The organism is Emergencia timonensis (assembly GCF_900086585.1).
Taxonomy (GTDB): domain Bacteria; phylum Bacillota; class Clostridia; order Peptostreptococcales; family Anaerovoracaceae; genus Senimuribacter; species Senimuribacter timonensis.
In genome coordinates this window covers 49,457-75,824 of record NZ_FLKM01000004.1, presented here as the reverse complement: position 1 = coordinate 75,824, position 26,368 = coordinate 49,457, and the positions used below count along the sequence as shown (strand labels likewise).

Genomic DNA, 26,368 nt, shown 5'->3' with positions numbered 1-26,368 from the left:
GCGGGCAGATAACCGGCAGAGAGAAATCCGGTGACAACAGCGGGGAGGGCACACCTGTTCCCATCTCGAACACAGCAGTTAAGCTCCCCAGCGCTGATGATACTTGGCGGGCAGCCGCCTGGGAAAGCAGGACGTTGCCGGTTTTCTTAAAGAAGCAAGCTACATTCGTGGCTTGCTTTTTTCGTGCGGAATGGCCGCAGCGCAGCGACCACCGTGAGCGGAGGAACGATTGCAGGAAGTGTTTTAGTATAAGCATGTAACTAATTTGGACAACGCAGGCGGCGAAGGCGCCAGGTTGGAGACATGGACTTTTAATTTAAAATAATTACATGTGTTATTTCTAAGTCTATAGTTGACAAAATTTGAAAAAACTTATATCATGTATATAGATATTTTAATCTATGGTGAAATTAGAGCATTATAAATTATAGAGATAATTAATGAATTGCATTCAATTTGCTTTGTTTCATTATGGATTGAGGTATGCTTTGACAGCGCGCGTATGTCAAACAAGAAGAGACTCTTTTTAGAGTCTTTTTTTGTTTGGATCTAAACCATATTAGTTTGTTTTTTAAATATTCTAAAATCAATATTGACAGCTGTGTCGAGCAGTGGTATATTGATGTTAGATATATCGATTATTGATACAAATAATATGGATGCACTAACTAATTGGTTTAACATAGGCCAGGAGAAGATGAAATGGAAATCACATTTTGACAATCATCTAATTGCAAAAGAGGTGTTCAATATGAAGTACAAGTTTGAGCTTTGGAATTACGACTTCTTTGCTTATGAAGAAGCAGAAAGGCATCTGAATGATATGAGTGAGAGAGGTTGGGATATTGTGGGGATCACATTAGAGTGGCTGCCCATCGGAGTTTATCAAAGAAGGCTGCAAAATAAAAAGAAACGTTACTCTATTGTTCCAGTAGAGGAGGACGATCACGATTTTTATGTGGCCTGTGAAGACGCCGGATGGCACAAGGTGAGAACAATCAGAGGCGGATTATGCATCTTTGAGGCACAAGGCGATTTTGCAAAGCCTCTTTTTTCAGACGAAATGACGAAATATCAAAATTTAATTGAAGTTATGGAAACTAATAATCCTGTTAGCAGCTTTATTCTGACATTGATTCTTCTGCTCTTTATCTTCTTTCAAGATTTTAAAACTGGCTGGGGAAGTCCTGGATATTATGTTTTAGCAGGAATATGTTTGATGGGCTTAGTTGCCAATGTTGTAGGAATCAAGGAGTATCTATTTCATAAAAAGGCGGCGGAATATGCGGAGGAAGGAATTATTTTAGAGAAGTCAAGTTTTTATCTGAAGTTCAATATTGTTTCATTTGGTGCCGCGGCAATAATCTGGATAGGGCTGCTGCTGTATTTGACTCATTACTATATTACTATTTATCCCAGCATTTTAGGAACCATACTTACGGCTGCAACACCGTTTGTATTTCTCTTCGGCAGTTTTATACGTGCAGCAAAACATTTTGACGTAACTGGCGTACTTCTGATGTATATCAGCATCATTTCACCGGGATTTGTTTTTCTTTTAGTTGATGGAGTGTGAGAATATGAAATATAAACTGGAACTATGGAAATTTGATATCTTTGACTATGAGGAGACAGCTGCTCACCTCAACGAGATGGCAGAACGGGGCTTTGCGTTAGTGAAAGCAGGCAGCTATTTAGCTTTGTATAAAAAAGAAACTGGCTTGAATGATAAAAAGTATGCAGTGGAGCTTGTGCCCAAGGGAGAGGAAGGGGAATCTTTTCTTTCTATATGTGTAGACGCAGGATGGAAACAGGTGGGGCGCTGTAATATGGAATCAGTCGTTTTCACTGCGCCAAAAGGGACCGTGCCTATCTATACCGATTCACTGACCAAATATCAGAATACGGTAAATGTAGTTAATAAGAGTGGAAAGAGTACTTTGAATGCCATTTGGGATCTCCTTCTTTTTGTATTGATGATATATGTTTTGTACAACACTGTGTTATATGAAGATTCGGGATTTGCGACAACTTTATCAATCTTAAGCATTTGTTTACTCAGTTTTCTTTCTGCGAGTATAACTTTGATTAACAACTTGTATCTTCATAGATGCAGAAGAGCAGCCAGTGACGGTAAAATATTGCGTAAAGCATCATGGATTCGGGCAGCGACGAGAATAGACCGTTATTACAAGATCGCGCTGATTACAATCATCTTTTTTTGGGACATCATAACTTTAATGGAAAGCAATGCCGCTATATGGAAACCAGCAATAATAATTTGCTGTCCGATTCTTGCATTCATTGGATTTCTTGCTTCAACATTTCAAAGAGACGGTCAAAATTATGATAAGATTTTATTTGCAATCAGTGCTGTAATGTGGCTTTATGGTATATACATCTTTGTAATTGGCGTTTCAAGAGGATGAGACCATGAGATACAAATTTAAACTAAGGAGGAAGGTTTATGGCACGGGAACAATTGAAGACACTTACAGAGCCGATGTATTATATATTATTATCGTTACTGAAAGAAAATCACGGTTATGGAATCATGCAGATGGTAGACGAACTGACCGAAGGCAGGGTTGTTATCGGAGCGGGCACTCTCTACTCTTTGCTGAGCCGTTTTGAGAGAGAGAAAATTATTACACAGGTGGCAGAGGAAAGCAGGCGGAAGATTTATAAGATAACAGAAAAGGGGAGCGATATTCTTCAGGACGAATATACCAGGCTCAACCATTTGGTAGAGGATGGCAAGAAGTTCTTTCAATTTGAGGGAGAACGAAAGGATCCGCCTGACGATAGCGGCGGTGAGAAAGCGGAAGACCTGTCCGAAGCGGTAGAAAAGGAAAAGGCCAGGACAGAGGTAATTCACGACGAACCGAAGCCAAGACGCAATTTTGGAAACTTAGGGAAAAAGGGCATGATGCCAGTATAAAGGAGCGCACAATGAATTTAGGACAATATCTAAAAGATTTAGAGGAAATCGTCAATATAGACAGTGGCAGTGAAGACCTGACAGGCTGCCTGCAAATGGCTGCATACTTTGCAAACAGGTTTGAAGAAGCTGGATTTGATGTAAGAATTAGTCGGGAACCGGGCAAACATCCGCATGTGGAGGCTAGGTCGTTTACGAGGAAAAGCGACGAGATAGATATTTTGTTCATGGGGCATATGGACACAGTCTTTCCCAAAGGGACCGTTCAGCAACGGCCATTTTGTATAGAGAATGGAAAGGCTCGCGGTCCTGGAGCCGCTGATATGAAAAGCGGCGTTTTGCTGGCATTTTATTTGGCAAAAGAAATCAAAGAAAAAGCCCTTCCCCTCAACCTGTGCATTGCTTTCAACAGCGACGAGGAAATTGGTTCAGCAGACTCAGTTGACTGGTTGAAGGAGCTGGGGGCAAAAGCAAAATACTGCTTTAATTTCGAACCGGGAAGAGACACCGGCGCTTTTGTCAAGGAACGAAAAGGGGTATACGATTACCATGTGACTTTTCAGGGAATCCCTGCCCATGCAGGCGTAGCACCAGAAAAAGGAGCCAGTGCAGTCATCGAAATGGCCAGGTGGGTATGGGCGCTGACCAATCTTGATGCTCCATTGCAGGGAACTACTCTGAACCCAGGTATCGTTAAAGGCGGCAGCGCTTCAAACGTAGTGGCGGAACACGCAGAAATGCTCATCGACCTCAGGTATACGCAAGATAGCGAGCTGAAGCGGATTGAGCGCGCTTTTGACGAGATGGTTGCCTATCCACGCGTGACGGGTGTAAAGGTCTCCTGGGAACGGAAAGAAGGCTTTCCGCCGATGATGCCGAGCAGCAGAACGGAAGGAATGATAGAACTGATGAAAGAGGCCGCGGCAGCACTGGGGCAAGTGCCGCCGACATTTGCCAGCACAGGGGGAGGCTCAGACGCTAACAACTTGGGAGGGCTGCCTGTGTCTGTCATGGACGGCTGTGGTCCTGTGGGAGGCGGTTATCACAGCAACAAGGAGTACCTGGTCCTCTCGTCGATTGAACAGCGTTTTCAGTTGATTTTGAAGACGATTACAGCTATTGCAGGTCGTTGAGATAAGCAGTCATAAAGTTGTAGAAGTCATTCTTTAATGGCGAAGATGATTTCTCGTTTTTTCGAGCGACGTAAATCTGGCGGGTACAATTGGGATGTGTGATATGAAGCAGCTTTACTTTGCTGCTGCGCTGTGTGCCCCAGGAATAGGCGGGCCAAAAGGCTACACCCATGCCGGCGCCGATTAAATCTCGTACGGTAGAGGGACTGTCGCTTTCGAAGACGATTTTCGGTTCAAAGCCGCAGCTCATACACCAGCCTGTCGTCAAAATGGAAAAGGGCTTTGTTCTGTCATGACAGATAAAAGAAGCGTTGTGAACTTCTTCTAAGTTAATGTTGTCTCTTTCTGCAAAAGGAGAGTCGATGGGCACTGCTAAATAAATCTCTTCTTTGAGCACGGTGTGGGTGGTTTTCGTATTGTCATCCTGGATTACAGTAGAGACACGAATATCCCAATCTTTATTGTCGATTTTTTGGGAAAGTTGGAAGTTTACTTCTGGGCACCGTTCCTTGTATAATATAACTATGTCAGTGATCATTTCGGAGGCGGAAAGGATGTTTAGCTTAATCGTTCTTTCCGCCATCTCAGCGGCATGGGTCAATTCTCCTGGTATTTCATCTAGGGTTTTCATTACTGGCTCTAATTTTTCGGCCAGGAGGATTCCTTCGTCACTGAGCCTGATATTTCGTCCAGACCTGACAAAGAGAGTGACGCCTAATTCCTTTTCCAGCCTTTTGATGGCTTGGCTCAATGCGGGCTGCGCAATATGAAGAAAGTCGGCAGCCTTTGTCATATGTTGATACTGTGCAGTTACGAGAAAGTATTTTAACTGTAATAGTTCCATTTCTAATCACCCCATTCATAATTTCCATGTTATCAGAATCATAAAATATATATATTATACATTAGCATAAAATAGTGATATTATAAAGTAAAAAATAAAATTAGATGTAGTGTAAACAGGAGGCAAGTGAAATGTCACAAATTTTCGAAACGTTAATGCTGATTTGTTTTGGCTGTTCTTGGCCGATTTCCGTCGTGAAATCCTACCGTGCGAGAACGGCAAAGGGTAAGAGTGTAGTCTTCACTTACGCGATTATCGTCGGATACATTTGCGGCATTATGAGCAAGATTACAGGAGGAAATATCAACTACGTATTAGCACTTTATGTCATCAACCTCATCATGGTATCTGTCGATATGGTTCTATACTTTAGAAATAGAAAGTTAGATCGGAAAGAAGAGTTAGAGAATGATGGAAAAGCAGCTAAAAAAGTACTTGCAGCTTAATAGCATGGCGCAGAAGGGAGAAACCGTCTTTTTTGGTTCCACCTTTCTTGCAGCAATGAACTTCGGCGAATTCGCTCAAAGATTTAACTGCATCTATAAGATTTATAACCGCAGCTTTGCGCATCTGACTTTAGAAAAGGCGGCCGAGGTCTATCGCTCTTGTGTCAAAGATCTTGCACCGCGTAATCTTTTTCTCGGACTGGGGGAAGAGGACGGCGATTCCTTTAAAGAGGAATATGCAGCTTTGATTGAAGAGGTGAAAGCTGACCAGGTCAAATGTAAGATCTATCTCTTATCGGTTTTAGGCGATTCAGAACGGGTGAAGGCGATCAACGGTCAGATAAAAGAGATTGCGGAACAGAATAGCGTTGAATACATCGATGTGATGTTTGAGTTGGTTGATCGAGAGGGGAACATCATCAAAGACTGCTTTGATGAAGACGGCGATCCGACCATCGACGCACAAATCGCTTTGTGGCGCAGAATTGTATATCCTATGCGCAGCGGTTACGAAGCCTACGGAGACGGGATCGGGCTGGTAAGTTCAATCAATATGATATCTTAAGATTAAACAAGTATTACAGAGCATACAGAGAAAAGTGTGCTCTGTTTTTTATTATGTAGTCAATATCGAAGAACGCACATTGCAAAGGATCGCCCCTTTGAGACGACATGTGGAGATAGGCATCTTTGATCACGTCATTTCCACGTTTTTTATGGCGTTTATGGCAACTCTTGTAAAATGGCCGAAGCAGCACAAAAATATCGCGGCGCCAACTGGCTTGCATTTGGCATTTAGTCGTGGTACAATATCTTTGTTATTAACAACAGAAAACATATTTCATGTTCCAATTTCCATATTGGCTAAGAGGGAAGCAGGTGTAAGTCCTGCGCGGTTGCCGCCGCTGTATGGGAGGAGCGTTATCTATTATACCACTGGGATTTTAATGATGCCGGGAAGGAAGATGACGTTACGATACCCGAGCCAGAAGACCTGCTTGAAATAATTGATGCTGCCGACGGTTATCGGCGAATCGATATCATAAAGTTTTACAGGAATACGGACTGTAGCATTTTTGTGCTGCAGTCTTTTTTAATGCACAGGAAATTCGCTATGATAAATTCCTATGAACGAAAAAAGCGGGGTGTGCAGAGGAGCATCCCCTCGCTATCCTAATTTGTTGGCATATTTATGATTTAAAGAGGAAAAGAATGAAAGACGAGAAATTAGACGAAAAAGACATTTTGCGGTTAAAAGAACTATTAATTTATAATGTGGCTGAAAACACGGATAAAAACTTCCAAAAAGATAACCACAATTCTACGATCTGGAAGAACTATGCCGCATCTAATGCGAGGGGCCACAGTGTTTTTGAGAGTTTCACTGACGAGGAACTGCTAGACTACATACGCGCTGAAGCAAAGCGGCTCAATCATGCGCCAGCCCAAAAGGAACTATTTTGGGTCATGAGAGATTATATTAAGAGGCGATTTAAGAGGTGGCCCTATGCTATGAAGGCGGCTGGCCTGACGGCATCTGCAGGAAAGGGCGGCAAAACGCTGGAGCAGATTGAAGAGGATAACAAACATTTAGAATTGTTACTGGCGAAGATCAGGGAAAAGGCTTTGGAGCTGGGTAAGATACCGCATCCAAAAGATATACCTGACGTTTGTGCAGAGATTAAAAAGTATTATAACGATTGGGGAAGAGTCATAGAAGCCGCGGATATAGATCCACACACCTTAAATGAAGAGGTCGTTTACAAAATAGAAGGTCTGGAACCGCAGTATGTGCAAATGCTCGACAATGTTAAAGCATTTGCATACGAGTTGGGGCGCAGTCCCATTCATGGAGAAATTGACGCGGAGGTAAAGCGCGCTTTGATTAGAAGGTGCGGTTCATGGAGGAATGCACTATATCAGGTGGGCTTGGAACCGGTAGTCAGAATCAGACCCTTCCATGGCATATACATCGACTATAGAAAAGAAAATAACCGCGACGGTCATACGAACAGCCTCTATAATTGCTATTACAGAGTGCTGAATCTTTCAGAAGAGGACAAGCGGGATTTAGAAGAAGTGAGGGCTATTTACCAGCAGACCAGGGTCATTCCGACAAAAAAAGACGTATCAAAGGAGCTGCGTCTGCGGCTGCAGGAAACTTGCGGTTCTTGGGCAAATGTTCTCTATCAAATCGGTATCGATCCAAAAGAGTACCACAGAACGATCAAAGGCGGGAAGACAAATGAAAAATAAAGGTTTGGGAGAAAGCTCTACGTTCTGTTCGTACCACCCTTTGGTGAATACGCTGTATTTTGCCCTGACTATCGGGATTACTATGTATTCTATATCACCCTATTTTTTAGCAGTGACTTTTCTCTTTTCCTGGATTTACTCTATTTTGCTGAAGGGCAGGAGCGGAATGAAGCTCAACGCTGTCATAAGCATTTTTATGTTGATTATCATGGTAGCTCTCAATCTGTTTTTTAATAACAACGGAGCGACTGTGCTTCTCTATATCAACACGAATCGAATTACCCTTGAATCCATCTGCTTTGGCATTGCCAGCGGGGTGATGTTGATTTCGATTATCGTCTGGTTTACCTGTTTTAACGTGATTATGACGGCGGATAAACTGATTTATCTCTTTGGCAAAGCAGCGCCGGTGCTCGGTTTAACCCTCTCTATGATATTCAGGTTCGTGCCGCTTCTGAAGAGCAGATTTGCAGAGATCTCCTTAGGGCAGAAATGCATGGACAGAGGCAGAGGAAAGGGCGGCTTCCTCATGAAGGCGAGACAATTGGTGAAGAAAGTTTCTATTTTAATCGCCTGGTCCCTGGAGGCGTCCATTGAAAGCGCTGACTCCATGGAAGCCAGAGGATATGGACTGAAAGGAAGGAGCAGTTTTCATCTGTTCAAATTTTCTAAGAGAGACATCGCCGCCCTTTGTTTGATGCTGGCGGCTGGACTTCCTGTCGTGGCTGCAGCGTTTAAAGGAATGACGAACATGTACTTTTACCCAAAGATCGTCAGACCGGAACTGGACCTTTGGACTGCCTTGATTTTAATGTGCTACACTGTACTTGTAGCCACGCCAATTGTAATAGATATAGCAGGAGAGATTAGATGGAGACAATTAGACTTGAAAATGTAACCTTCGCCTATCCATTGGCTGACAGAAATGCCTTGAAGGACGTGAGCTTTTCAATAGATTCCAGTCAATTTATTGTTCTATGCGGTAAATCTGGCTGCGGAAAAAGCACCTTGCTGAAACAGATGAAAAAGAATTTAATTCCTTACGGACAACTTGCAGGGAACGTTTTGTACTGCGGCGAATCGGTAGCTGACTTAGAGGATCGACGCAGTGTCAGTGAAATCGGTTTTGTACAGCAAAATCCGGACAACCAAATTGTAACAGATAAAGTGTGGCATGAACTGGCTTTTGGTTTAGAAAGCCTGGGGCTTTCGAATGCGGCAATCAAAAGAAGAGTAGCAGAGATGGCCAGTTATTTCGACATTCAGGGCTGGTTTCGAAAAAATGTGAACGAATTATCCGGCGGGCAGAAACAGCTTCTAAATTTAGCGTCTATTATGGCGATGCAGCCGAAGCTTCTGATTTTAGACGAGCCGACTTCGCAGCTGGATCCCATTGCCGCTTCAGAGTTTTTGAGAACCGTCTACAAGATTAACAGGGATTTAGGTACGACAGTTATTATTTCCGAACACAGATTAGAAGAGATATTCCCCATGGCTGACAAGGTGATGGTCATGGACCAAGGTCAGGTCATCGCTTTTGAAAGTCCTTCAGAAATTGGCGAGTTCCTCGCAGGAACGGGTGATCAAAACAGGCATCCGATGTTTTACGGACTGCCGTCGGTGATGCGCATCTTCTCCGATGTCTGCCCTGCAGTTAAGAGCCCTCTGACAATCAGAGAAGGCCGTCTTAGGTTGGAAGAGATGCTGACAGAGAAACCCGCAGCACAGGCTGCTGCAGATCGTGTATATGAATTGCCTAATAACGATGCAGTTCAAAATCCAGTCATCGCTTTAAAGGATGTATGGTTTCAATACAGCAAGGAGAGTGGTGAGGTGCTGCGAGGACTTAATTTAAATGTGGAGCGGAACCAGTGGTACTGTTTGTTAGGGGGGAACGGCGTCGGCAAGAGCACCACGTTAAAAGTCATTTCAGGAATTCTAAAACCCCAAAGGGGCTCAATCAAAGTGGACCGCACAAAACTTTCTATGCTGCCACAGAATCCGCAGGCTTTATTTACGGAAATTACAGTAGAAGAGGAACTGCTGGAAGCTCTCTATTATATCAAGATACCTGATTCTGCAAAGATAGATCAAGTGAAAAGCATGTTGGCGCTGATGGAAATTGAGCATTTAAGGAAGGCAAATCCATATGACTTAAGTGGAGGCGAACAACAACGGCTGGCTCTGGGAAAAATTTTGCTGCTGAAGCCAAAAATTTTGCTGCTGGACGAGCCGACCAAGGGGTTGGACCCTTTTTTCAAGCGCACTTTGGCGGGAATTTTACGAAAGTTGGTGGAGAATGACGTTACTATTTTTATGGTTTCCCACGACATCGAATTTTGCGCAGAGTATGCCGATCAATGTGCAATGTTTTTTGACGGCGACATTGTTTCTGTAGGAAGGCCAAAAGAGTTTTTTTCTGGCAACAGTTTTTATACGACGACTGCCAATAAGCTTGTAAGAGAATGGCAAAGAGATGCCATTACCTGTGAGGAGGTGTCAGCATGGCTAAAAGCTATGATTTAACCCAGTACGAAGCTGCTCACCGCAAAAGGACCCTGCTGTCTGCACTGCTGATTTTTTTGGCAATGCCAGTTACCATTTTTATCGGCATTCAGTTTGATCAGAATAAATATATGATAATCAGTGTACTGCTTCTCATATATACCATGCTTCCTTTCTTTATGGTTTTTGAAAATCGTAAACCGAAAGCGCGGGAAATTGTACTGATTGCCATGATGTCGGCGCTTACGGTGTGCGTGCACATTTTCTTTCATATTACGCTCCCTCTTCAGATTGGAACCGCCATGATTATTATTTCCGGCATCTCTCTAGGGCCTGAGGCGGGGGTTTTGATAGGGGCGATTTCCCGTTTTGTATGTAATTTTTACATGGGGCAAGGGCCGTGGACCCCTTGGCAGATGTTCTGCTGGGGCATTCTGGGGTTTCTGGCCGGCATGGCCTTTAACAAGGTGGATTTGGATCAATTAAAGTCAAGAAACTTTAAATTGATCATGGGACCAGTCATCTGTATTCTGTTCGGTCTGATTATTGCTTACGTCAGCTATCAGCTTTGGCCGGGAAGAGACAAATCTCTGATTGGATGGAGGCTTTATGCCTTTGGCTTGCTTGGCTTACTGGCCGGCATGCTGTTACAGCGAAAGCGGCTTCCGGTGGACGGAATAACTTTGGCTTTGTTTACCTTTTTTACGACTTTTATCATCTATGGCGGTATCATGAACATCTGCGCCTTGGTGACGTCGGCGGGGGTGCCGGGAGGAAACAGCCTCAGCTTGGAAAGTATGCGGGTCTTATATATATCAGGCGCACCCTATGACGCTTTTCACGCGGGATCGGCGGCTCTCTGCATTTTCCTCTTTGGGAACAGTATTATCCGGAAGCTGGAGAGAATTAAAATTAAGTATGGGATATATAAGTGAAAATACTTTGCTGTGGTGTTGACAGAGATTTTGTGCACTGCTATACTGAGACTGGTAGAACTAAATATATGCGTTTTATGTTCTCTGCGTATCCGTTGATACAAAAGAGCTAAGAGGGAAGCAGGTCAGAGTCCTGCGCGGTCCCGCCACTGTAATTGGAGAGATGCAATCAAAGGCACAGGCCATCCACTGGGAAACCGGGAAGGAGATTTGCAATGACGACCCATAAGCCAGGAGACCTGCATAGAATGGCATTTCTGCTGGCGGAGCACCAGTGAAAGAAAAACAACGAACAGTTAATACGGGCTGCAGCATTTTTGCTGCAGTTTTTTATTTTTCAAATTTATAATTTATGTTACGGAGGGAAACACATGGAAAACAAAATATCACAGTATGCTAATGGATTTTCTTTTCTTTTAAGTAAAGATGGTGGTGAGGCAGTCCTTACCTTTACACAGAACCAACCTTGTTATGACACAAGCACAGGTAAGTTTGACAATCAAGCAGGACGGGAAGTTGCCACCCTTGTCTTGCCATATAAGCTGATACGAGGCCTTTGCGACAGTCTCGAAAGCGCTTTAGAAAAAGAAGAAAGAAAATAAGTTGAAACAAAGGGTGTAACCATTTTGGTGACATATATAAGCCAGACTCCGAAGATCCTGAGCACATTTACGGGTGTCAGGCTGTGAGCAACACGCACCAAGTAAGGTAATAAAGGTAGGTTTTGCTGTTTTCAAATTCATAGATCTATGAGTTTGCTCTCCTTTTCAGGCAAAATCCCCTTTTTGCTTTACAGCGCGAACAAGAAGGAGGAAAGAACGATTGAATTGGAAATTAAGAAGTAAGTTAAAACAGATTGCCGTCATACTCCTGGTGATGGTAACGGTTGTTACCTATATGCCGGGAATGAGTATGATTGCATATGGGGAAGATGGCGATGTTATTGAAATAAGCAGTGAGCAGGATCTCAAGGATTTTGCAACACGTGTAAACTCTGGCGATGTTGCAGTAAATGCGATTTTGAAAGCCGATATTGAAGTATCTTCAGATTGGGTGCCTATTGGTAACGAGGTGACATTTAATGGAACCTTTGATGGGGATATGCATAAAATTACATTTCGTAATACGACTGCTGGTTTAATAGGAACACTTGGTGGTTCAGTGGAAAATGTAATTGTAGAAGGTTCTATTATTGGCGATAAATGGACAGGCGCAATTGCAGGGAAAAGTTCAGGAAACATCTTACGTTGCTTAAATACTGCCACAGTTACTAATAATGATGATTATCTTGGAGGTATAGTTGGAGAAGCAACTGGCGGTAGTATACAGTTCTGTGGAAACACGGCAAATATTTCTACTACTTCGCGTTATGTCGCTGGGATTGTAGGAAAAACCAAGGCAAATGTGGTAAGCTGCTATAATACGGGTAGCATTACAACTACACGAAATCGCTCAGGAGCAAATATTGGTGGAATTATAGGACATTTAGATTCAACAAAAATTGGAAATTGTTATAACACGGGTCAAATTATAGTTGATGTAGAGAAAAGTTCCAATTTCGGCTCAATTCTTGGCTGGGGCTATATACCAGAGGGTTCATACGGAGTAGAGTCCCCTTGCTACTATTTAGACACGAGCTTTAGCATTGGAGCAAAAGGCCTTGCAGATGCGGATTTAAGTAAGATGATTGTGAAAACGGATGACTATATGAAATCGTCTGATTTTCTTCAAGACTTGGGCAGCGGATTCATGACAAAGACGGGAGACTATCCTGTTCTTTCGTGGCAAACGCCTACTGCGACAGCTATATTTGACATCACACCAGAAGAGGCTGTATTGACCGTCACTTCAGGAGACAATGTTATATATACATCAAACAAGGGTACGCAGAGAACAGTTGCTTTGCCAGAGGGTGAATATAGTTATAACGTGACAAAAGAGGGCTATACGGAAAAGACGGGAAGTTTAAACGTTACAGCTGACCAGGCCAATAGTGGGGCGACATTAGCGAATATATCCGTATCTCTTGATAAAGACAATTCTTTATGGGGAAATTTAACCTTTGACGTTACGGGATCTGATGCCTATACGATTGTCGTAAAAGATGGGAACAAGGTGATAACCTCTTCTGCAGAAGCAAAGGTGTATGAATTGCTGAAAAATAAGGAGTATACTTATATCGTTTCTGCCGATGGCTGTGAGGATGTAACAGGTCTGGTTACGCTTACAGATGGGGTTGCAACAAAAAGTGTAACATTAAATCCAATAGAATCAATCAGCGTAAAGGAAGGAACCGCTAAAACAGAATATTATGTGGGAGACAAGTTAAAGAAAGAACTGACTTTAACGGTAACCTATAAGGACAACTCTACTAAAGCAATCACAGATGGATTCACGATTGAGGACTTTGATTCCTCTGCGGCGTCAGTATCGCAGACACTGACGGTTACGTATAAAGGTAAAACTACAACATATGATATAACAATTAAAGAAAAGCCTTTTCCGAGTACAGTGTTTAATGGACTGGCTGGCAAAGCGAAGGTTGAATACTCTCACAATGACAGCTGGAAAGGAGAATCGGGCAAGGAGTTCATTGACGATGAAGAAGAAAATGCCCTAAAATCTAACAGTTACGATCAAAATAAATCAGAAGTTAAAATAACAATTACCTTTAACAAAGACATTAAGTCATCGATCTTTAGATTTGACTATAAAGTTATTTCGGAAAAGACGTACTCGATAGACGATGGGCTGAAAATCAATGACGGATCAAAGATAGGTGGGGAGATAGACTGGACGACTTATACGCAGAAAGTTAAAGGCGGCGACACCATTACTATAGCTTATGTAAAAGATTACAGCGGCAAAAAAGATCCAGACTGCGCATGGCTGAAAAACTTCCAGCTGGAAGAACTGCACACCGCATCTTTTGCAGTAACTCCTAAAGATGCGGATTTTAAGCTGACAGAAGATGGAAAAACAACAGTGATTGAGCCAGACTCCAAATCAGAGGATAGCTATGTTTATTCTCTGGCAAACGGAACTTACAGTTACACCGCATCAAAATTCGGTTATAATACAAAGACAGATAAGATTACCGTGAACAATGGAAACGTTGAAAACACGGTAACTCTTGAGAAACAGGACGCGCAGAAGGTGAGCTTTGTGATCAGCCTTCCAGAAGATGTTGAAGGAAAGCCGACCATTGAAGTAAAATCTGGCAATATTGTAATGCAGGCCGAAGAGGATGGTGTGACTTACAAACTGCCGAGCGGAACCTATAGCTATACCATCATACATGATAAATGTGAGACAGTAACAGATTCTTTTATTGTTGAATCTTCAGACCAGGAAATAAAGAAAACACTGTCACGCAGACTAGTATTCAGCGACTTCTTTGATTCCTTTGAAAGTAAGTTCTCGGCCGAAAATGATGAAACTTATCCGTTTAAAGCGGTAACGTCAGATGAGGGTGTCAAATATCTAGAGTCAGGCAATAAACAGTATAACTCTACTGAAAGCTATATTACCTTGGAGATTAAGAGGAATGTAAAGTTGACTTTCGATTATTGGACTTCTGTATCTTCTACTTATGGTACTTCTGGACTGAATATTTATTGCAATGGTGAGTTGCGAAACACCTTTAATGGGACGAGTTCAGCATGGAAAACGTATAGCGTAAATGCAAAAAAAGGAGATATTATTAAAATCTCTTATAAAAACTATTATTCTAGTAGTGACTATGTCAGGCTCAAAGGGTTTCAGGCAGATGCAGTCTACGAGACATCTTTTTCAGGGCAACCTGATGGAACTGTCATTATAGTGAAAAAAGGTAACACTGTAATTGAGCCTGATGGAGGTAAATATTATCTGGAAAACGGTGAATATACCTATTCTGCGACAGCTTTTGGTTATGTGCCAGTCTCAGATCAAGCATTGACTGTAGACGGAGCGGATTTGAACGTCATCGTTGATATGAAGAAAGCCGACTCCTACGCCGTGAACTTTAACATCAATAAACCAGATGGCATTGATGCAGAGCCGGCAATTGAAATAGAAAGCGGTAATCAAATTGTAGACTTTACTAATGGAGACAGTCTTCCTGCAGGTGCCTACACCTATACCATCACTTGTGAAGGCTGTGAGCCTGAAAAGGGATTATTTACAGTAAGCGGTAAATCGGAAACGATTACTGTCGATATGATCAAGAAACTGACTTTTGTAGACTTTTTTGCAGATGTTGCGGACCGCGTAACTGCAAAGGACGATAATACATATCTGTTTATTGCAACAAAAGATCATGATATAAGCTATTTACAGTCTAGCAATAGTAAAACGAATACCACAAGTGCTATCACACTAACTTTTGACAAGCCAACAGAACTGACTTTCGACTATATGATTTCTGAGCTGGGAAGTTCTTTTACCAGCAGCGATTATGGCTTGATTATAAAGAAAAACGATCAGCAAGTAGATCGATTTGAGGAAGTCAGTCAGGATTGGAACAGCTATACAATTTCTGCAGATAAAGGGGATATCATAACACTTAACTACAAGTGCTATGTCAACAGTTCTGATATGAATCCAGGAGATGAGAATTGGATTCGACTGAAGGGACTTGAAGCAAAAGCGTTGACGGCTGTAACGTTTGAAGGCGCACCAGAACAAGCGACGATTACTGTCAAACAAGATGGTGATATCATAAATCCAACAGGTGAGAAATATCTTCTGGAAAAGGGGAACTACACATATTCTGTTGAGGCATTTGGTTATAAAGATATCACAGACAGGTCGCTGAATGTTGGTGATGAGGAAAGTAAAAAGGAAACCGTATCCATGGAGGCAATGGAACAGGCTACGGTAAATTTTGAAGTGTTGCCTTTTGAGATTAACTCGTATGTCATAAACGTCACAAACTCCTATGGGGATACGATGGAAGATTTTAAGAAAGAGGATGGAACGTATAGGCTGCCTACAGATGAAACATATAATTATACGATTTCAGCAGAAAACTATGTGACAAAGACGGAAAGCTTCACTTTGAACAAGGATATGACCCTTTCGGTTACTTTGGAATTTGCAGGCGATGCCTGGGATGGTACAACTACATCAGAACCGCAGATAAAAAGCGATGTATATCAAATTTCCAGTGCTGAGGAACTGGCATGGTTTGCAAAACAGATCAATAACCAAGAGCAGTCATCAATCAACGGAAAACTGACTGCGAATATCAACTTGAATAACAATGAATGGACAAGAATAGGACATTCTGACTGTGAATTCGAGGGAACCTTTGATGGCGATGGCAAAGTCATAAGCGGACTGAATGCAGCAGAAGGTTTCTTTGGATATAATAGTGGAACAGTAAAAAATCTGTCTGTGATTGGAACGGTTAGTGGAGGAACCAACGTTGGAGGCATTGCAGGTACCAATAAGGGCACTATTGTAAATTGCATCTTTGACGGCAGTGTTACAAATGCTGGAACAGCATCAGGTGGTATTGCCGGGCGTTCTCCAATGGGCAGTTCCATCAGAAACTGTGCGAACAAAGGTAATATTGTTAACACAAATACAATTTATGCGACACCTTTGCATATTGGCGGTATTGCTGGTTATGCTTATGGGGTAATAGAGAATTGTTACAATACTGGCAGCGTGACTGCAGACAAAAGTAGAACTACAAACAGAGCCATCGGAGGCATAGTAGGTACGCTGTATGCAAGCGGAATTCTGCAGAACTCTTACAACACGGGAAAAATAACTGGACCGGAGGCTGGCATCGGCGCAGTTGCGGGTTCTGTAGAAGGAACTGTTAAGAATACATACCATCTTCGTGGTACAGCTGAGAAGGCGTTTGCAGAAGGAACGGCCGTAGCCGTAGAGAAAACTGCGGAGGACATGAAAGCTGGGAAATTTGTTCTGGAACTTAACGGAACCGGAAACGCATTTCGCCAGGATGATAACTTGAACAGCGGGTATCCTGTTCTCTCATGGCAAGGTGGTAAAGAACCTGAGCTCAGTGATGATTACAAGACTGCCATGGCAGCTAAAGCAGCGTTGCGTATCAAGGACAGAGCAGGACTTGTCCTGGCATCTGATGCAGAAGAAAAATATCAGTTTAAGGAGCCGCAAAACTTAACTTTGGACAGCAGTGTAAATGGGTGCAGTGTAGTCTGGAGCAGCAGCAATCAGACATTAGTAAGCAATACAGGTGCAATTACCTTACCGGAAACTGCAAAAGAAGAAGTGACTTTGACGGCAACGATTACTAAGAACAGAGAAAGTGTAACAAAGACCTTCAACTTAGTGCTGTGGTCTGACAACTCACAGGACTTAGAGAATCTAAAGGGAATTAAAGATAAACTGGAACAGTCAAGCACTTTCATTCAGCCATTACAGGCGTACAATCATACAAATATTCGCCAGGCGATGGAGCAGTACCTGTCTCGCGCCGGCTATGAGGTGGACACGGAAGACTATGATTATGATGACGGCGAAGGAAAAATCAGCGTAGAGTTTGTCGGTGCAGGGACCAAATCTCTGCCAAATAACGATGAAGTAAATCTCAACGATGACGGAACAATCAAATATTTCACTGGGGTAGAAAGTTCCAACTCCTGGAAGTATGCGCAGTACAACGACGTTACTTTTAAACTGAAGCTGGGAACCCAGTCTGTGGACGTTAAGGTCAGCGTACATATCGGCTGGGACGAAAAGGTTGTCGAGCAGAAACTGGACGATGCTGTAAATACGATAACCTGGGATACCATTAAAGGTGTCAACGAAAATACGGCAACGACTGACAAAGAAAATCCAGCCGATTGGTGGGATACAGTAACCGTAGACGGAGAAGTTTCGGAAGACTTAATCCTGCCGACTAGCGTTGCGGGACAGCCGGTAAGTGTAAAATGGTCTTCCCCTGATACCGATGCAATTTTGGTGTCAGAGAATGCGGACGGAAGCTACTCAGCAAAATTGAACAGACCGAGAAAGGGAAGCGAACCAGTGACCTTTAGGCTAACTGCGTTGACCACCTTCAACCTCTTTGACGAATATACGGAGGATGAATTTAAGAACAAAGGCGAAGATACCTTGTGGATGACAGGGACGAGAAACTTCGTAATTAACATCGCACCACTGACAGAAGATCCAAGTGAACAAATGCAGAAGACCTTAGAGGAAAAATACGAAGGCTTGCTGCGCGACTTTGTCGATAAGAAAGCGCCAATTGATACCAATGCAGTCACTAGCGACGTTCAGATGCCGACACCACAGACTTTGACGGATGAAGGCGTTATGGATCGCTGGGACTACCAGGTCAAGATGGAGAGTGGAAACACAGACGTGCTGGAGTTTAACGGCTATCACGCTGAGATCTATCGTCCGCTGCCAGGTCAGAAAGAAGTGAAAGTCGCATATACGATTACAATACATAAATATAAAAATGATAAAGACGTATATGCAAAGAAAACATTTTATCTGACCGTAAAACCTTTGACAGAAAAGGAATTAGAAGACGGGGCAACGTTCATGAAGGCAGCGTTGGAAGAAAGTGCTTATTGGGAAGGCATCAAAGGCGAGAATACTGCAAAGGACGAGATAACGGAAAACTTGAACCCGTTTGTAGAGATTCTCCAAAAGGAAGACGGTACCCTGAATTTTGTCAGAGGAGTGATCAACCTGACTTTTGGCGGCATCGAAGTAGATGATCTGCCGGGATACGATCCGTTCCTCAACGAGACATGGAGAGAATTCCGCACTAGCAAGCCAAAGGTAATTGAATATGAAACCTTAGAAGTATCACAGCCGGAATACAACACGCAGGTGAAGATTGACAGCGTGCTGACACACAGTGAATTCGGAAAGTATTGGGAAAAGTATAAAGATACTCCAAAAGCTTCTCAGTACCAGCAGTTCCAGCAATTCTACAAACAGCCGGTTTCTACAACGGTTTCTGTTAAAGGCAGCACAGGAACAGACAATCCAAACCCACCGTCAGAGATTAAAGCCTCCGTCTCCATAGATGGTAAAGGCGTAAAGGGCTTTAAAAATATGCCGTCCTATACCGTAGGTGGTCTTGATGCTGATACGACGACCGTCTGGGATGTAGTAAAGACTGCTATGTCTGAGAATCATTATACCTATACTGGAGTAGGCAGCTATGTGGCTTCTATTACGGATCCTTCCGGAGCAACACTCTCCGATACGGATTCTGTTAACAGCGGCTGGCTTTATAAGGTCAACGGCAAATTGCCTGATGTTTATATGGGAAGCTGTTACCTGAAGGACGGCGATAAAATTGAGCTGTATTATACGGGAGACTATACCCAGGATCCAGATGCCGGAAATTGGGGCGACAAAGAGACGGAAATCGCACAGGATGTGATACCAATCGTGAAAGACGGTGAAGCTTCTGCTGCTGTCAATAGCACGGAGATGAACAAGCTGATTGAAGAAGCAGTGAAGAACGAAGCGGATGCCATAAAACTAAGCGTGACTGGAGCAGACAAAGCAGATAAGATTTCTCTGGAACTGCCGAAAGCATCTCTTTCAGAGATCGCAGAAAAGACAGACGCATCTTTAAATATTATCACACCGGCAGGAGAGATGACCCTGGACAGAAAGACTATGGCGGAGATTGCAAAGGCAGCAACTGGATTGACTGTTGTCATCGTCTTTGAAAAGATGATGACAACGGATGAACAAAAAGTCCTTCTAGGCGAGTCGACAGCCGTCACAGAAGTAACCCTTCTTTCGAACGGCAAAGAAATCAGAAGCTTTGGCGGAAATAAGCTGAAGCTGCTTCTGCCAGTACCGACTCAGCTGAAAGACAGGAATGTGGCGTCAGCTGTCATTGATGATGATAAACTGGAGAAGGTGAGTGGTAAGGTCGTGACCATCGATGGCAAGCCATATTACCAGTTCGAGACAGTACACCTGTCCCAGTTCGTCATCGCAGAGGAATCCAAGATTGATGCAGCTATCAAGGCACAGGGAAGCGAGGAGACCGATGCAGAGAAGAAGGCCAGACTAAAGGCAGGGGTGAAGAAGACCACCCTGAAGGCGAAGTCAAAGGCAGGCAGGGGCTACATCACCGTGACCTGGACCAAGTCTAAGGGGTATAAGGTGGACGGCTACGAAGTGTTCAGGTCCACTAAGAAAAACAGCGGATACGGCACCAAGGCTTTCTTCAAGACCAAGAAAACTGCTTACAAGAATACCAAAGGCCTGAAAAAAGGAATCAGATATTACTATAAGGTGAGGGGCTACAGGACCATTGCAGGAGATAAAGTCTACACCAAATGGTCAAGTAAAGCAATCAGAACAGCAAAATAGCAGATAAGAATATGGAACCCGGGCAAGTCCCGGGTTCTTGTATTTTGGTTAATCGGGAGGCATAACAGCAGTAAAAGAACTTCTGCAATAGGTTTGTGTTATCAAAGGAGCTTTTCTCTATTTGACCTAAGTTTTTATAGTCAAAGAAAGATGAGCGGAGATTTGTAAAGAGTACTAGAAAATCTAAATATCGTTAGATTGACAGGCGGTATTTTTTGAAATATAATAGAATAAATTGAATACTTCGTGTTCTATGTTCTTCCCGCAAAGAGGGAAGCTAAGAGGGAAGCAGGTTTAAGTCCTGCGCGGTCCCGCCACTGTAAACGGAGAGTTCTTGTTAAGGCTGTGCCATCCACTGATATCATATCGGGAAGGATAACAACGAACGCTGACCCGTAAGCCAGGAGACCTGCATAGAACAGAACTTCTATCGGCGCGGAAACCGGTGGGAGCTTTTTTAATGTCAGTAAATACGGGCTGTGGAATACCACAGCTCTTTTTATTATTTTTGAGCTGCTTAAGGAGGAAGAGAATGAAAACAAACCAACTGATCAAACACATTACATCAGTAGTATTAATCGGCTTTATGCTGTTTACTTGTATGAGCCTTGTAGGCCTCAATAGAGAGGACTCGTACGGGGCTGCCGAAAAAACGGCAACGATTTACGTTACCATGAGCGTAAAAGGAGACATTGCAGTGGCTGACGGTAAGGTCATGGCTGAGGTCCCAGTGAAGGTAAAGACAGCTGATGGAATGACGACCATCGATGCTGTCATGGAAGCTTTTCATGAGGAGTATAAACCGGACGGATATCTCTGCGACCAGTTTGTTTCCAAACTATGGGGAATCGAAACCAGCAACACTTTGTTTTTTATCAACAACCTATCCATCACAAGCGGTGTGAAATCTGAACCTGTGAAGAACGGCGACAGAATCATTGCCTCGGTCAATGCAGATGACAAATATTACTCCGACTACTTTTCCTATTTTGGCAAGACAGCAATTACGGGGATCACAGGAGGCTTTGTTACACTGTGCTTACAAGGGTTTATGGGGATGACACAAAACGCAGATCCCCAGGTCATTCCGAATGCAGAACTGGGAATTGTGTCAGAAGACGGATTTCAGAAATTGGACGGCATAGTAACGGACCAAGACGGTAAAGTGATTATCCAACTAGATAAAGATACCTTTCAGGCAGGAAAAACGTATTATCTTTCTGCAAGAGGAACCGTACCGACAACTGCAACGGATTGGAATACAGCAGGCAACCCCGCCGTCAATGTGGATGCCCCGCTGATTGCGCCCATTTGCAAAATAACTGTGGACAGCATGGTGGCTGCCGGTGTGAAAGCAACAAGGATAACCCATTTAAAGTCAAAGGCATCTAAAGGAAAGGTAACGCTGACCTGGAAGAAGACAAAAGGTTACAAGGCAGATGGATATCAGATTTATAGATCTGTCAAAAAAGACGGCGTATATAGAAGCATTGGTAAAACCACTGCTAAAAAATATACGAACAGTAGCAGCTTAAAAAAGGGAACCCGTTACTACTACAAAGTGAGAGGCTATAGAATGATGGACAAGAAAATTGTTTATACGAAATGGTCTCAAATCGTTAGTGCGAAAGCAAAATAGAAAGATGAGGTAGGAAAGAATGAAGAGAAAAATTTTATCGCTTCTCGTTGTCCTCTGTTTGGTCATGTCGTCTATGACATGCTTTTCATGGGGCGCAGGCGGCACAGGAACGTCTTATAAGACAGCTATGCGTAAAACGGAGAACTATATGATAAAAAAGCTGTCACAGCCTGGATATGGTGATGAATGGTATATCATCGGACTGGCCAGAGGCGGCGCTGCCGTTAAAGATTCTACATATGAAACTTATTACAATAATTTAGTCAAAGAAGTAAAAAAGTGTAAGGGCATACTGGACAAGAGAAAATATACAGAGTATTCCAGAGTGTGTTTAGCCGTAACCGCGATTGGTAAAGACCCAAGAAATGTGGGCGGCTACAATCTGCTGAAAAAACTGGCAGACTTTGAGAATGTAAAATGGCAGGGTATCAACGGACCGATCTGGGCTTTGATTGCGCTAGACAGTGATATGTATGAAATTCCAACCGTAAAAAGTGTGGAAGTACAGACGACAAGAGATTTACTGATCAAAGAAATTTTGGATCAGGAAATTGAAGGCGGCGGATTTTCTCTCGATGGAAAAAAGCCTGACAGCGATATAACCGGTATGGCCATCCAGGCTTTAGCGGGCTATATGAACCGAAGCGATGTAAAAACTGCCGTAGGCAGAGCGCTGACCGTACTCTCTGATATGCAGAAAGCTGACGGCGGTTTTGATTCATGGGGAACGAAAAATGCAGAAAGTAATTGTCAGGTGATCGTAGGGCTGACAGCTCTGGGGATTGATCCAACCAAAGACAATCGCTTTATTAGGAATGGAAAATCAGTGCTCGACGCTTTGCTGACTTATTACGATGAAAACAGCGGCGGATTTCGCCATGTAAATACTAGTACAGCAGGATATAAGCCAGAGGTCAATTCCATGGCTACGGAACAGGGCTATTACACGTTAGTGGCCTATGACAGATTGCTCGACGGAAAGCGTTCGTTATATGACATGACGGACGGAAAGACCATCTCTAAACCAAAGAAAGCAGTCATTATCTCGCTGAAATCGACGAAAACAAAGACCGTAACGGTTAAATGGAAAAAGATTAGCGGGGCAAAGGGGTACCAAATCAGATATGCGGCCAATAGCAAGTTCACCGGCAGTAAGACTATAGCTGCCTCCAAGTCGTCGACGGTAAAAACGATAAAATCTTTGAAAAAAGGTAAAACATATTACGTAAAAGTAAGAGCTTACAAAACAGATGTCAAGGGCAACAAAATTTATGGTAGCTACAGCACGGTGCAAAGGGTTAAAGTGAAATAAGTATGGATAAGGATTTTGAAAAGAAAGTGAAGCGCAAACGGCTGCGCGTCATTGCCGTAATTCTGATTGTCGTCGCACTGGCTGTGTACCTGATTCTTGATATGAACGTTGAAAAGGCAGATTACTCGGATTCTTTGCAGGATCAAATCAAAACAGCTCAGGAACTGCTCTCTGCTCAACGGAACAACGCAGGAAATGAAAAAGGCCAGTACGCCCAGTACACACTGCTTGCTTTTGAAAAGCAGATTAAGTCGGCCGAACAGATTTCAAAATCTGAGGACAGCGAGTATAACGACAAAAAAGAGGCTTATGAAGCTTTGAAAGACCAGACAAAAGAATTTAAAAATGCGGAAAACGGAGATGTCGTTGAACAGTCTGTAGTTGAGAAACTAGCTGCATCAAAAGAAGTAAAAGAGTATACGACTGAGATCAAGGATAAGAAGGAGATGACCTATACCCTTGATGGTGCAAATGTAAAAAAGCCTGTGACAATTAATTTGACAGCAAAGGAAAAGGGGCCGTATTACGAGCAGATTAATGATATTCTTCGCAAATTGTCATTGCAGGGACAGATGCTCTCTTTCTACCAGCAAGGCTCCTTTGGATGCACGCTTAAGGTTTCTATTCCTATCTACAGCGAGAAGAAAACGACAGGATGGGCATATAAAGTCGATTTAAAGCAGGGCAAATTGGAGTTCATATCCAAGGCGAAGATCGACCTAAAGGCACAGCAGGCGGCATTTTCTGTTGAGGAAGGCGGAGACTATGTCGTTCTGACGAAAAAAATCCACAAAGACGCTAAGAAGACGGTGGATATTAAAAAAGCGGAAAAAGACGTTGAAGAAATGAAAGAAAGAGGCCCTTCAAAAGATTCCGATCAGAATAACAACACGGGAAACGGCGGCGGTTCTTCACCGGCAACGATTCCGGAAGAGAAAAAAATCTCCGTTTCCATAGAAATTAGATGTGACACGTTGGCCAACGATTTATCAAAGTTAGAGGACCCGGCGCTGGAGGCTTACGTACCATCAGACGGAACCATTCTGCCAACCACGAAGGTTACTGTTAAAAAAGACAGCACAGTCTATGATGTACTGAATAGGGTATGCAGAAATAAAAATATTCAAGTAGAGTCGTCGTATACGCCGACTTACGGTTCCTATTACGTAGAGGGCATCAATTATCTCTACGAGTTTGACGGCGGCAAGTTAAGCGGCTGGATGTACAAGGTCAATGGAAGTTTCCCTAATTATGGAAGTTCTGAATACACGCTGAAAGACGGAGATAAGATCGTCTGGGTTTATACTTGCGATCTGGGCAAAGACGTAGGCGATAACAGCCTGTCGAAATAATGATATAACAGTATACTCCCTTCCGGGTAAAACATAGAAAAAAGGTTTTACTCGGAAGGTGATTACTGATTCAGTATTGACATTTTTATTTGTCGATAATATAATGAAAATGTAAATTTTATATGAATTTTATGTTCTTCTTACTTGTAAGGAGCTAAGATGGAAGCAGGTGCAAGTCCTGCACGGTCCCGCCACTGTAATTGATGAACCTTTATTTAAAGCAAACGCTATCCACTGAAGTATCGGGAAGGAAAATAGAGGTGCTGAATCATTAGTCAGGAGACATGCATAAAATATATACTTGTTCTGGCGGAGGATCAGAGGAAGTGACTATATAGCCTAAATACGGTCGAGCTATTTTTGTAGTTCGATTTTTTATTGTTTTTATTTATGATTAGCTATTTGAAAGGAGGTCAGATTCCATGGCAGAGATGGAGACAATCAAGCTTTCCTCACAGGAGAAAGCATTAATCGAGATTGTAAGAAACTTACAATTCGGTGAGGTGAGAGTGATTATAACGGACGGAAAACCGATACGGGTAGAAGAGGTAAAAAAAAGTATAAAACTATAAATCACGATTAAACCATTTCATATCAGGCTGGAACTGACCAGAAAACTGGAGGTTCCTTATTTAAAACTTTTAACGAGGTCTTAAATAAGGAACCTTTTTTGATGTGAAAAAGACGAGGAGGAAACATGAAAGCATATTTAAGTTCAACGTTACATGTGATAGGACAGACGATTCTAATGCCGTGTCTTATCGTATTGATTGCATTGATTATTGTAGCACTGTGGCAGGTCGGTGACATTCTGGTGGAAACATTTAAGGAACGAAAAAAAATGAAAGAGGATGTGCCAAAACTCTTACGCAAGATCCACCATGGCGGCAAAGAACATATTAGGGAGACGATAGAAGGCAGTATGTTATTAAACCGGCAAAAACAGGCTCTATTTGAGCTAATTGATTCTAAAGACATGGCGAGACCCTCTCTTGAGGCATTAGCAGAACGATTGCTGGCGACAGAACAAGAGAAGTATGAAAAAACAATCTCAATCACCGACTTAGTAGCAAAATTGGGTCCAATGTTTGGTCTGCTTGGAACTTTGATTCCTTTAGGTCCGGGAATCGTTGCCCTAGGAAAGGGTGATACAGCAACTTTGGCCTCTTCCATTGGAATTGCCTTTGATACGACCATTGCTGGAATGTTAGGCGCCAGTATCGCTTTGGTTATTTCCTCCATTAGAAAGCGTTGGTACAACGGTTATATGGTCAGCCTTGAATCCATTATGGAGTGTATATTAGAGGAGGTTGCGCCTGATGTTAGGAAATAGAAAAGGATTGCGCGGCGGGAGAGAAAACCGCTACAACAGAGAGGATATTAATCCGATGGAGAACGTAGCCAATCTGGTCGATGTGATGCTAGTATTTGCCTGCGCGTTAATGATTGCTATCATTACATTCTGGAAAGTAGATATCAGTAATATTCAGCAAGTGGACAAGGAAGATTTACAGAAGGTAGACAATCTAAAGGAATCGGTACAGGAGAAAGCAATGACAGATCAATATAAGTCAAAAGGAACCGTTTACGAGGATCCGGAGACTGGGGAGATGTATATTATATCTAATTAACTTCTAAGGATATTAATATAAATAATATTTTAAAGGAG

General features: G+C 42.8%; 19 protein-coding genes, 1 rRNA gene and 4 riboswitches. Of the genes, 19 read left to right on the top strand and 1 reads right to left on the bottom strand.

Annotated elements, in window-relative coordinates:
* The first annotated feature begins 26 nt into the window (after nt 1-26).
* The 5 genes from rrf to BN6539_RS00255 all read left to right on the top strand — a co-directional run bounded on the left by rrf (nt 27) and on the right by BN6539_RS00255 (nt 4,074).
* A 5S ribosomal RNA gene (gene rrf / locus BN6539_RS00275) occupies nt 27-143 on the top strand.
* A gap of 554 nt (nt 144-697) precedes the next feature.
* Nucleotides 698-1,576 carry a DUF2812 domain-containing protein gene (locus BN6539_RS00270; RefSeq protein WP_067532217.1) on the top strand — a complete coding sequence of 293 codons (879 nt, stop codon included), beginning with the start codon at nt 698-700 and terminating at the stop codon, nt 1,574-1,576.
* A gap of 4 nt (nt 1,577-1,580) precedes the next feature.
* Nucleotides 1,581-2,429 (top strand): DUF2812 domain-containing protein, encoded by an 849-nt coding sequence (locus tag BN6539_RS00265; protein WP_067532214.1) that lies wholly within the window; start codon nt 1,581-1,583, stop codon nt 2,427-2,429.
* A gap of 38 nt (nt 2,430-2,467) precedes the next feature.
* Nucleotides 2,468-2,941 carry a PadR family transcriptional regulator gene (locus BN6539_RS23160; protein ID WP_067532211.1) on the top strand — a complete coding sequence of 158 codons (474 nt, stop codon included), beginning with the start codon at nt 2,468-2,470 and terminating at the stop codon, nt 2,939-2,941.
* Between the two features lie 11 nt (nt 2,942-2,952).
* A complete protein-coding gene (locus BN6539_RS00255; RefSeq protein ID WP_067532208.1) occupies nt 2,953-4,074 on the top strand; it encodes a M20 family metallopeptidase in 1,122 nt (373 codons plus the stop codon).
* Here BN6539_RS00255 and BN6539_RS00250 read toward each other — a convergent pair.
* Nucleotides 4,058-4,918, bottom strand: coding sequence for a LysR family transcriptional regulator (locus BN6539_RS00250; protein WP_067532205.1), 861 nt, complete (start codon nt 4,916-4,918; stop codon nt 4,058-4,060). The two genes, BN6539_RS00255 and BN6539_RS00250, sit on opposite strands and share 17 nt — an antisense overlap.
* 131 nt (nt 4,919-5,049) lie before the next feature.
* Between BN6539_RS00250 and BN6539_RS00245 the strand changes: the two genes are divergently transcribed.
* From BN6539_RS00245 to BN6539_RS00180, 14 genes are all read left to right on the top strand, one after another.
* Nucleotides 5,050-5,364, top strand: coding sequence for a hypothetical protein (locus BN6539_RS00245; protein WP_067532200.1), 315 nt, complete (start codon nt 5,050-5,052; stop codon nt 5,362-5,364).
* Nucleotides 5,327-5,929 (top strand): SGNH/GDSL hydrolase family protein, encoded by a 603-nt coding sequence (locus BN6539_RS00240; protein ID WP_067532198.1) that lies wholly within the window; start codon nt 5,327-5,329, stop codon nt 5,927-5,929. Before BN6539_RS00245 ends, BN6539_RS00240 begins: the two co-directional genes overlap by 38 nt.
* A gap of 261 nt (nt 5,930-6,190) precedes the next feature.
* A riboswitch (cobalamin riboswitch) is annotated at nt 6,191-6,380 on the top strand.
* Between the two features lie 196 nt (nt 6,381-6,576).
* The gene (locus tag BN6539_RS00235; RefSeq protein WP_067532195.1) at nt 6,577-7,620 is read left to right on the top strand and encodes a homing endonuclease associated repeat-containing protein; all 1,044 of its coding nucleotides are present in this window, start codon (nt 6,577-6,579) and stop codon (nt 7,618-7,620) included.
* On the top strand, nt 7,610-8,518 hold the full coding sequence (locus BN6539_RS00230) for an energy-coupling factor transporter transmembrane component T (protein WP_067532192.1): 909 nt from the start codon (nt 7,610-7,612) through the stop codon (nt 8,516-8,518). The genes BN6539_RS00235 and BN6539_RS00230 overlap by 11 nt, the downstream gene beginning before the upstream one ends.
* Nucleotides 8,491-10,146, top strand: a complete 1,656-nt coding sequence (locus BN6539_RS00225; protein WP_067532189.1) for an ABC transporter ATP-binding protein — start codon at nt 8,491-8,493, stop codon at nt 10,144-10,146. Before BN6539_RS00230 ends, BN6539_RS00225 begins: the two co-directional genes overlap by 28 nt.
* Nucleotides 10,125-11,060, top strand: coding sequence for an ECF transporter S component (locus tag BN6539_RS00220; RefSeq protein ID WP_067532186.1), 936 nt, complete (start codon nt 10,125-10,127; stop codon nt 11,058-11,060). The genes BN6539_RS00225 and BN6539_RS00220 overlap by 22 nt, the downstream gene beginning before the upstream one ends.
* Before the next feature lie 60 nt (nt 11,061-11,120).
* Nucleotides 11,121-11,321: riboswitch (cobalamin riboswitch) on the top strand.
* A gap of 110 nt (nt 11,322-11,431) precedes the next feature.
* Nucleotides 11,432-11,662, top strand: a complete 231-nt coding sequence (locus BN6539_RS00215; protein WP_067532184.1) for a hypothetical protein — start codon at nt 11,432-11,434, stop codon at nt 11,660-11,662.
* A gap of 220 nt (nt 11,663-11,882) precedes the next feature.
* Nucleotides 11,883-20,396 carry an immunoglobulin-like domain-containing protein gene (locus BN6539_RS00210; protein ID WP_067532182.1) on the top strand — a complete coding sequence of 2,838 codons (8,514 nt, stop codon included), beginning with the start codon at nt 11,883-11,885 and terminating at the stop codon, nt 20,394-20,396.
* 236 nt (nt 20,397-20,632) lie between these two features.
* A riboswitch (cobalamin riboswitch) is annotated at nt 20,633-20,827 on the top strand.
* Nucleotides 20,828-20,928: 101 nt separating this feature from the next.
* Nucleotides 20,929-22,035: a fibronectin type III domain-containing protein gene (locus BN6539_RS00205; RefSeq protein ID WP_067532179.1), complete on the top strand. Its 1,107-nt coding sequence runs from the start codon at nt 20,929-20,931 to the stop codon at nt 22,033-22,035.
* 19 nt (nt 22,036-22,054) lie between these two features.
* Nucleotides 22,055-23,347, top strand: coding sequence for a fibronectin type III domain-containing protein (locus tag BN6539_RS00200; RefSeq protein WP_067532175.1), 1,293 nt, complete (start codon nt 22,055-22,057; stop codon nt 23,345-23,347).
* 2 nt (nt 23,348-23,349) lie between these two features.
* Nucleotides 23,350-24,699 carry a DUF4430 domain-containing protein gene (locus tag BN6539_RS00195; protein ID WP_067532173.1) on the top strand — a complete coding sequence of 450 codons (1,350 nt, stop codon included), beginning with the start codon at nt 23,350-23,352 and terminating at the stop codon, nt 24,697-24,699.
* A 114-nt stretch (nt 24,700-24,813) separates the two neighbouring features.
* A riboswitch (cobalamin riboswitch) is annotated at nt 24,814-25,005 on the top strand.
* Between the two features lie 116 nt (nt 25,006-25,121).
* Nucleotides 25,122-25,271 (top strand): DUF2292 domain-containing protein, encoded by a 150-nt coding sequence (locus tag BN6539_RS00190; protein WP_197492868.1) that lies wholly within the window; start codon nt 25,122-25,124, stop codon nt 25,269-25,271.
* A gap of 125 nt (nt 25,272-25,396) precedes the next feature.
* Nucleotides 25,397-26,032, top strand: coding sequence for a MotA/TolQ/ExbB proton channel family protein (locus BN6539_RS00185; RefSeq protein ID WP_067532170.1), 636 nt, complete (start codon nt 25,397-25,399; stop codon nt 26,030-26,032).
* Complete coding sequence (locus BN6539_RS00180; RefSeq protein ID WP_082907266.1) at nt 26,019-26,330, top strand: DUF2149 domain-containing protein; 312 nt, start codon at nt 26,019-26,021, stop codon at nt 26,328-26,330. The genes BN6539_RS00185 and BN6539_RS00180 overlap by 14 nt, the downstream gene beginning before the upstream one ends.
* The last annotated feature ends 38 nt before the right edge of the window (nt 26,331-26,368 follow it).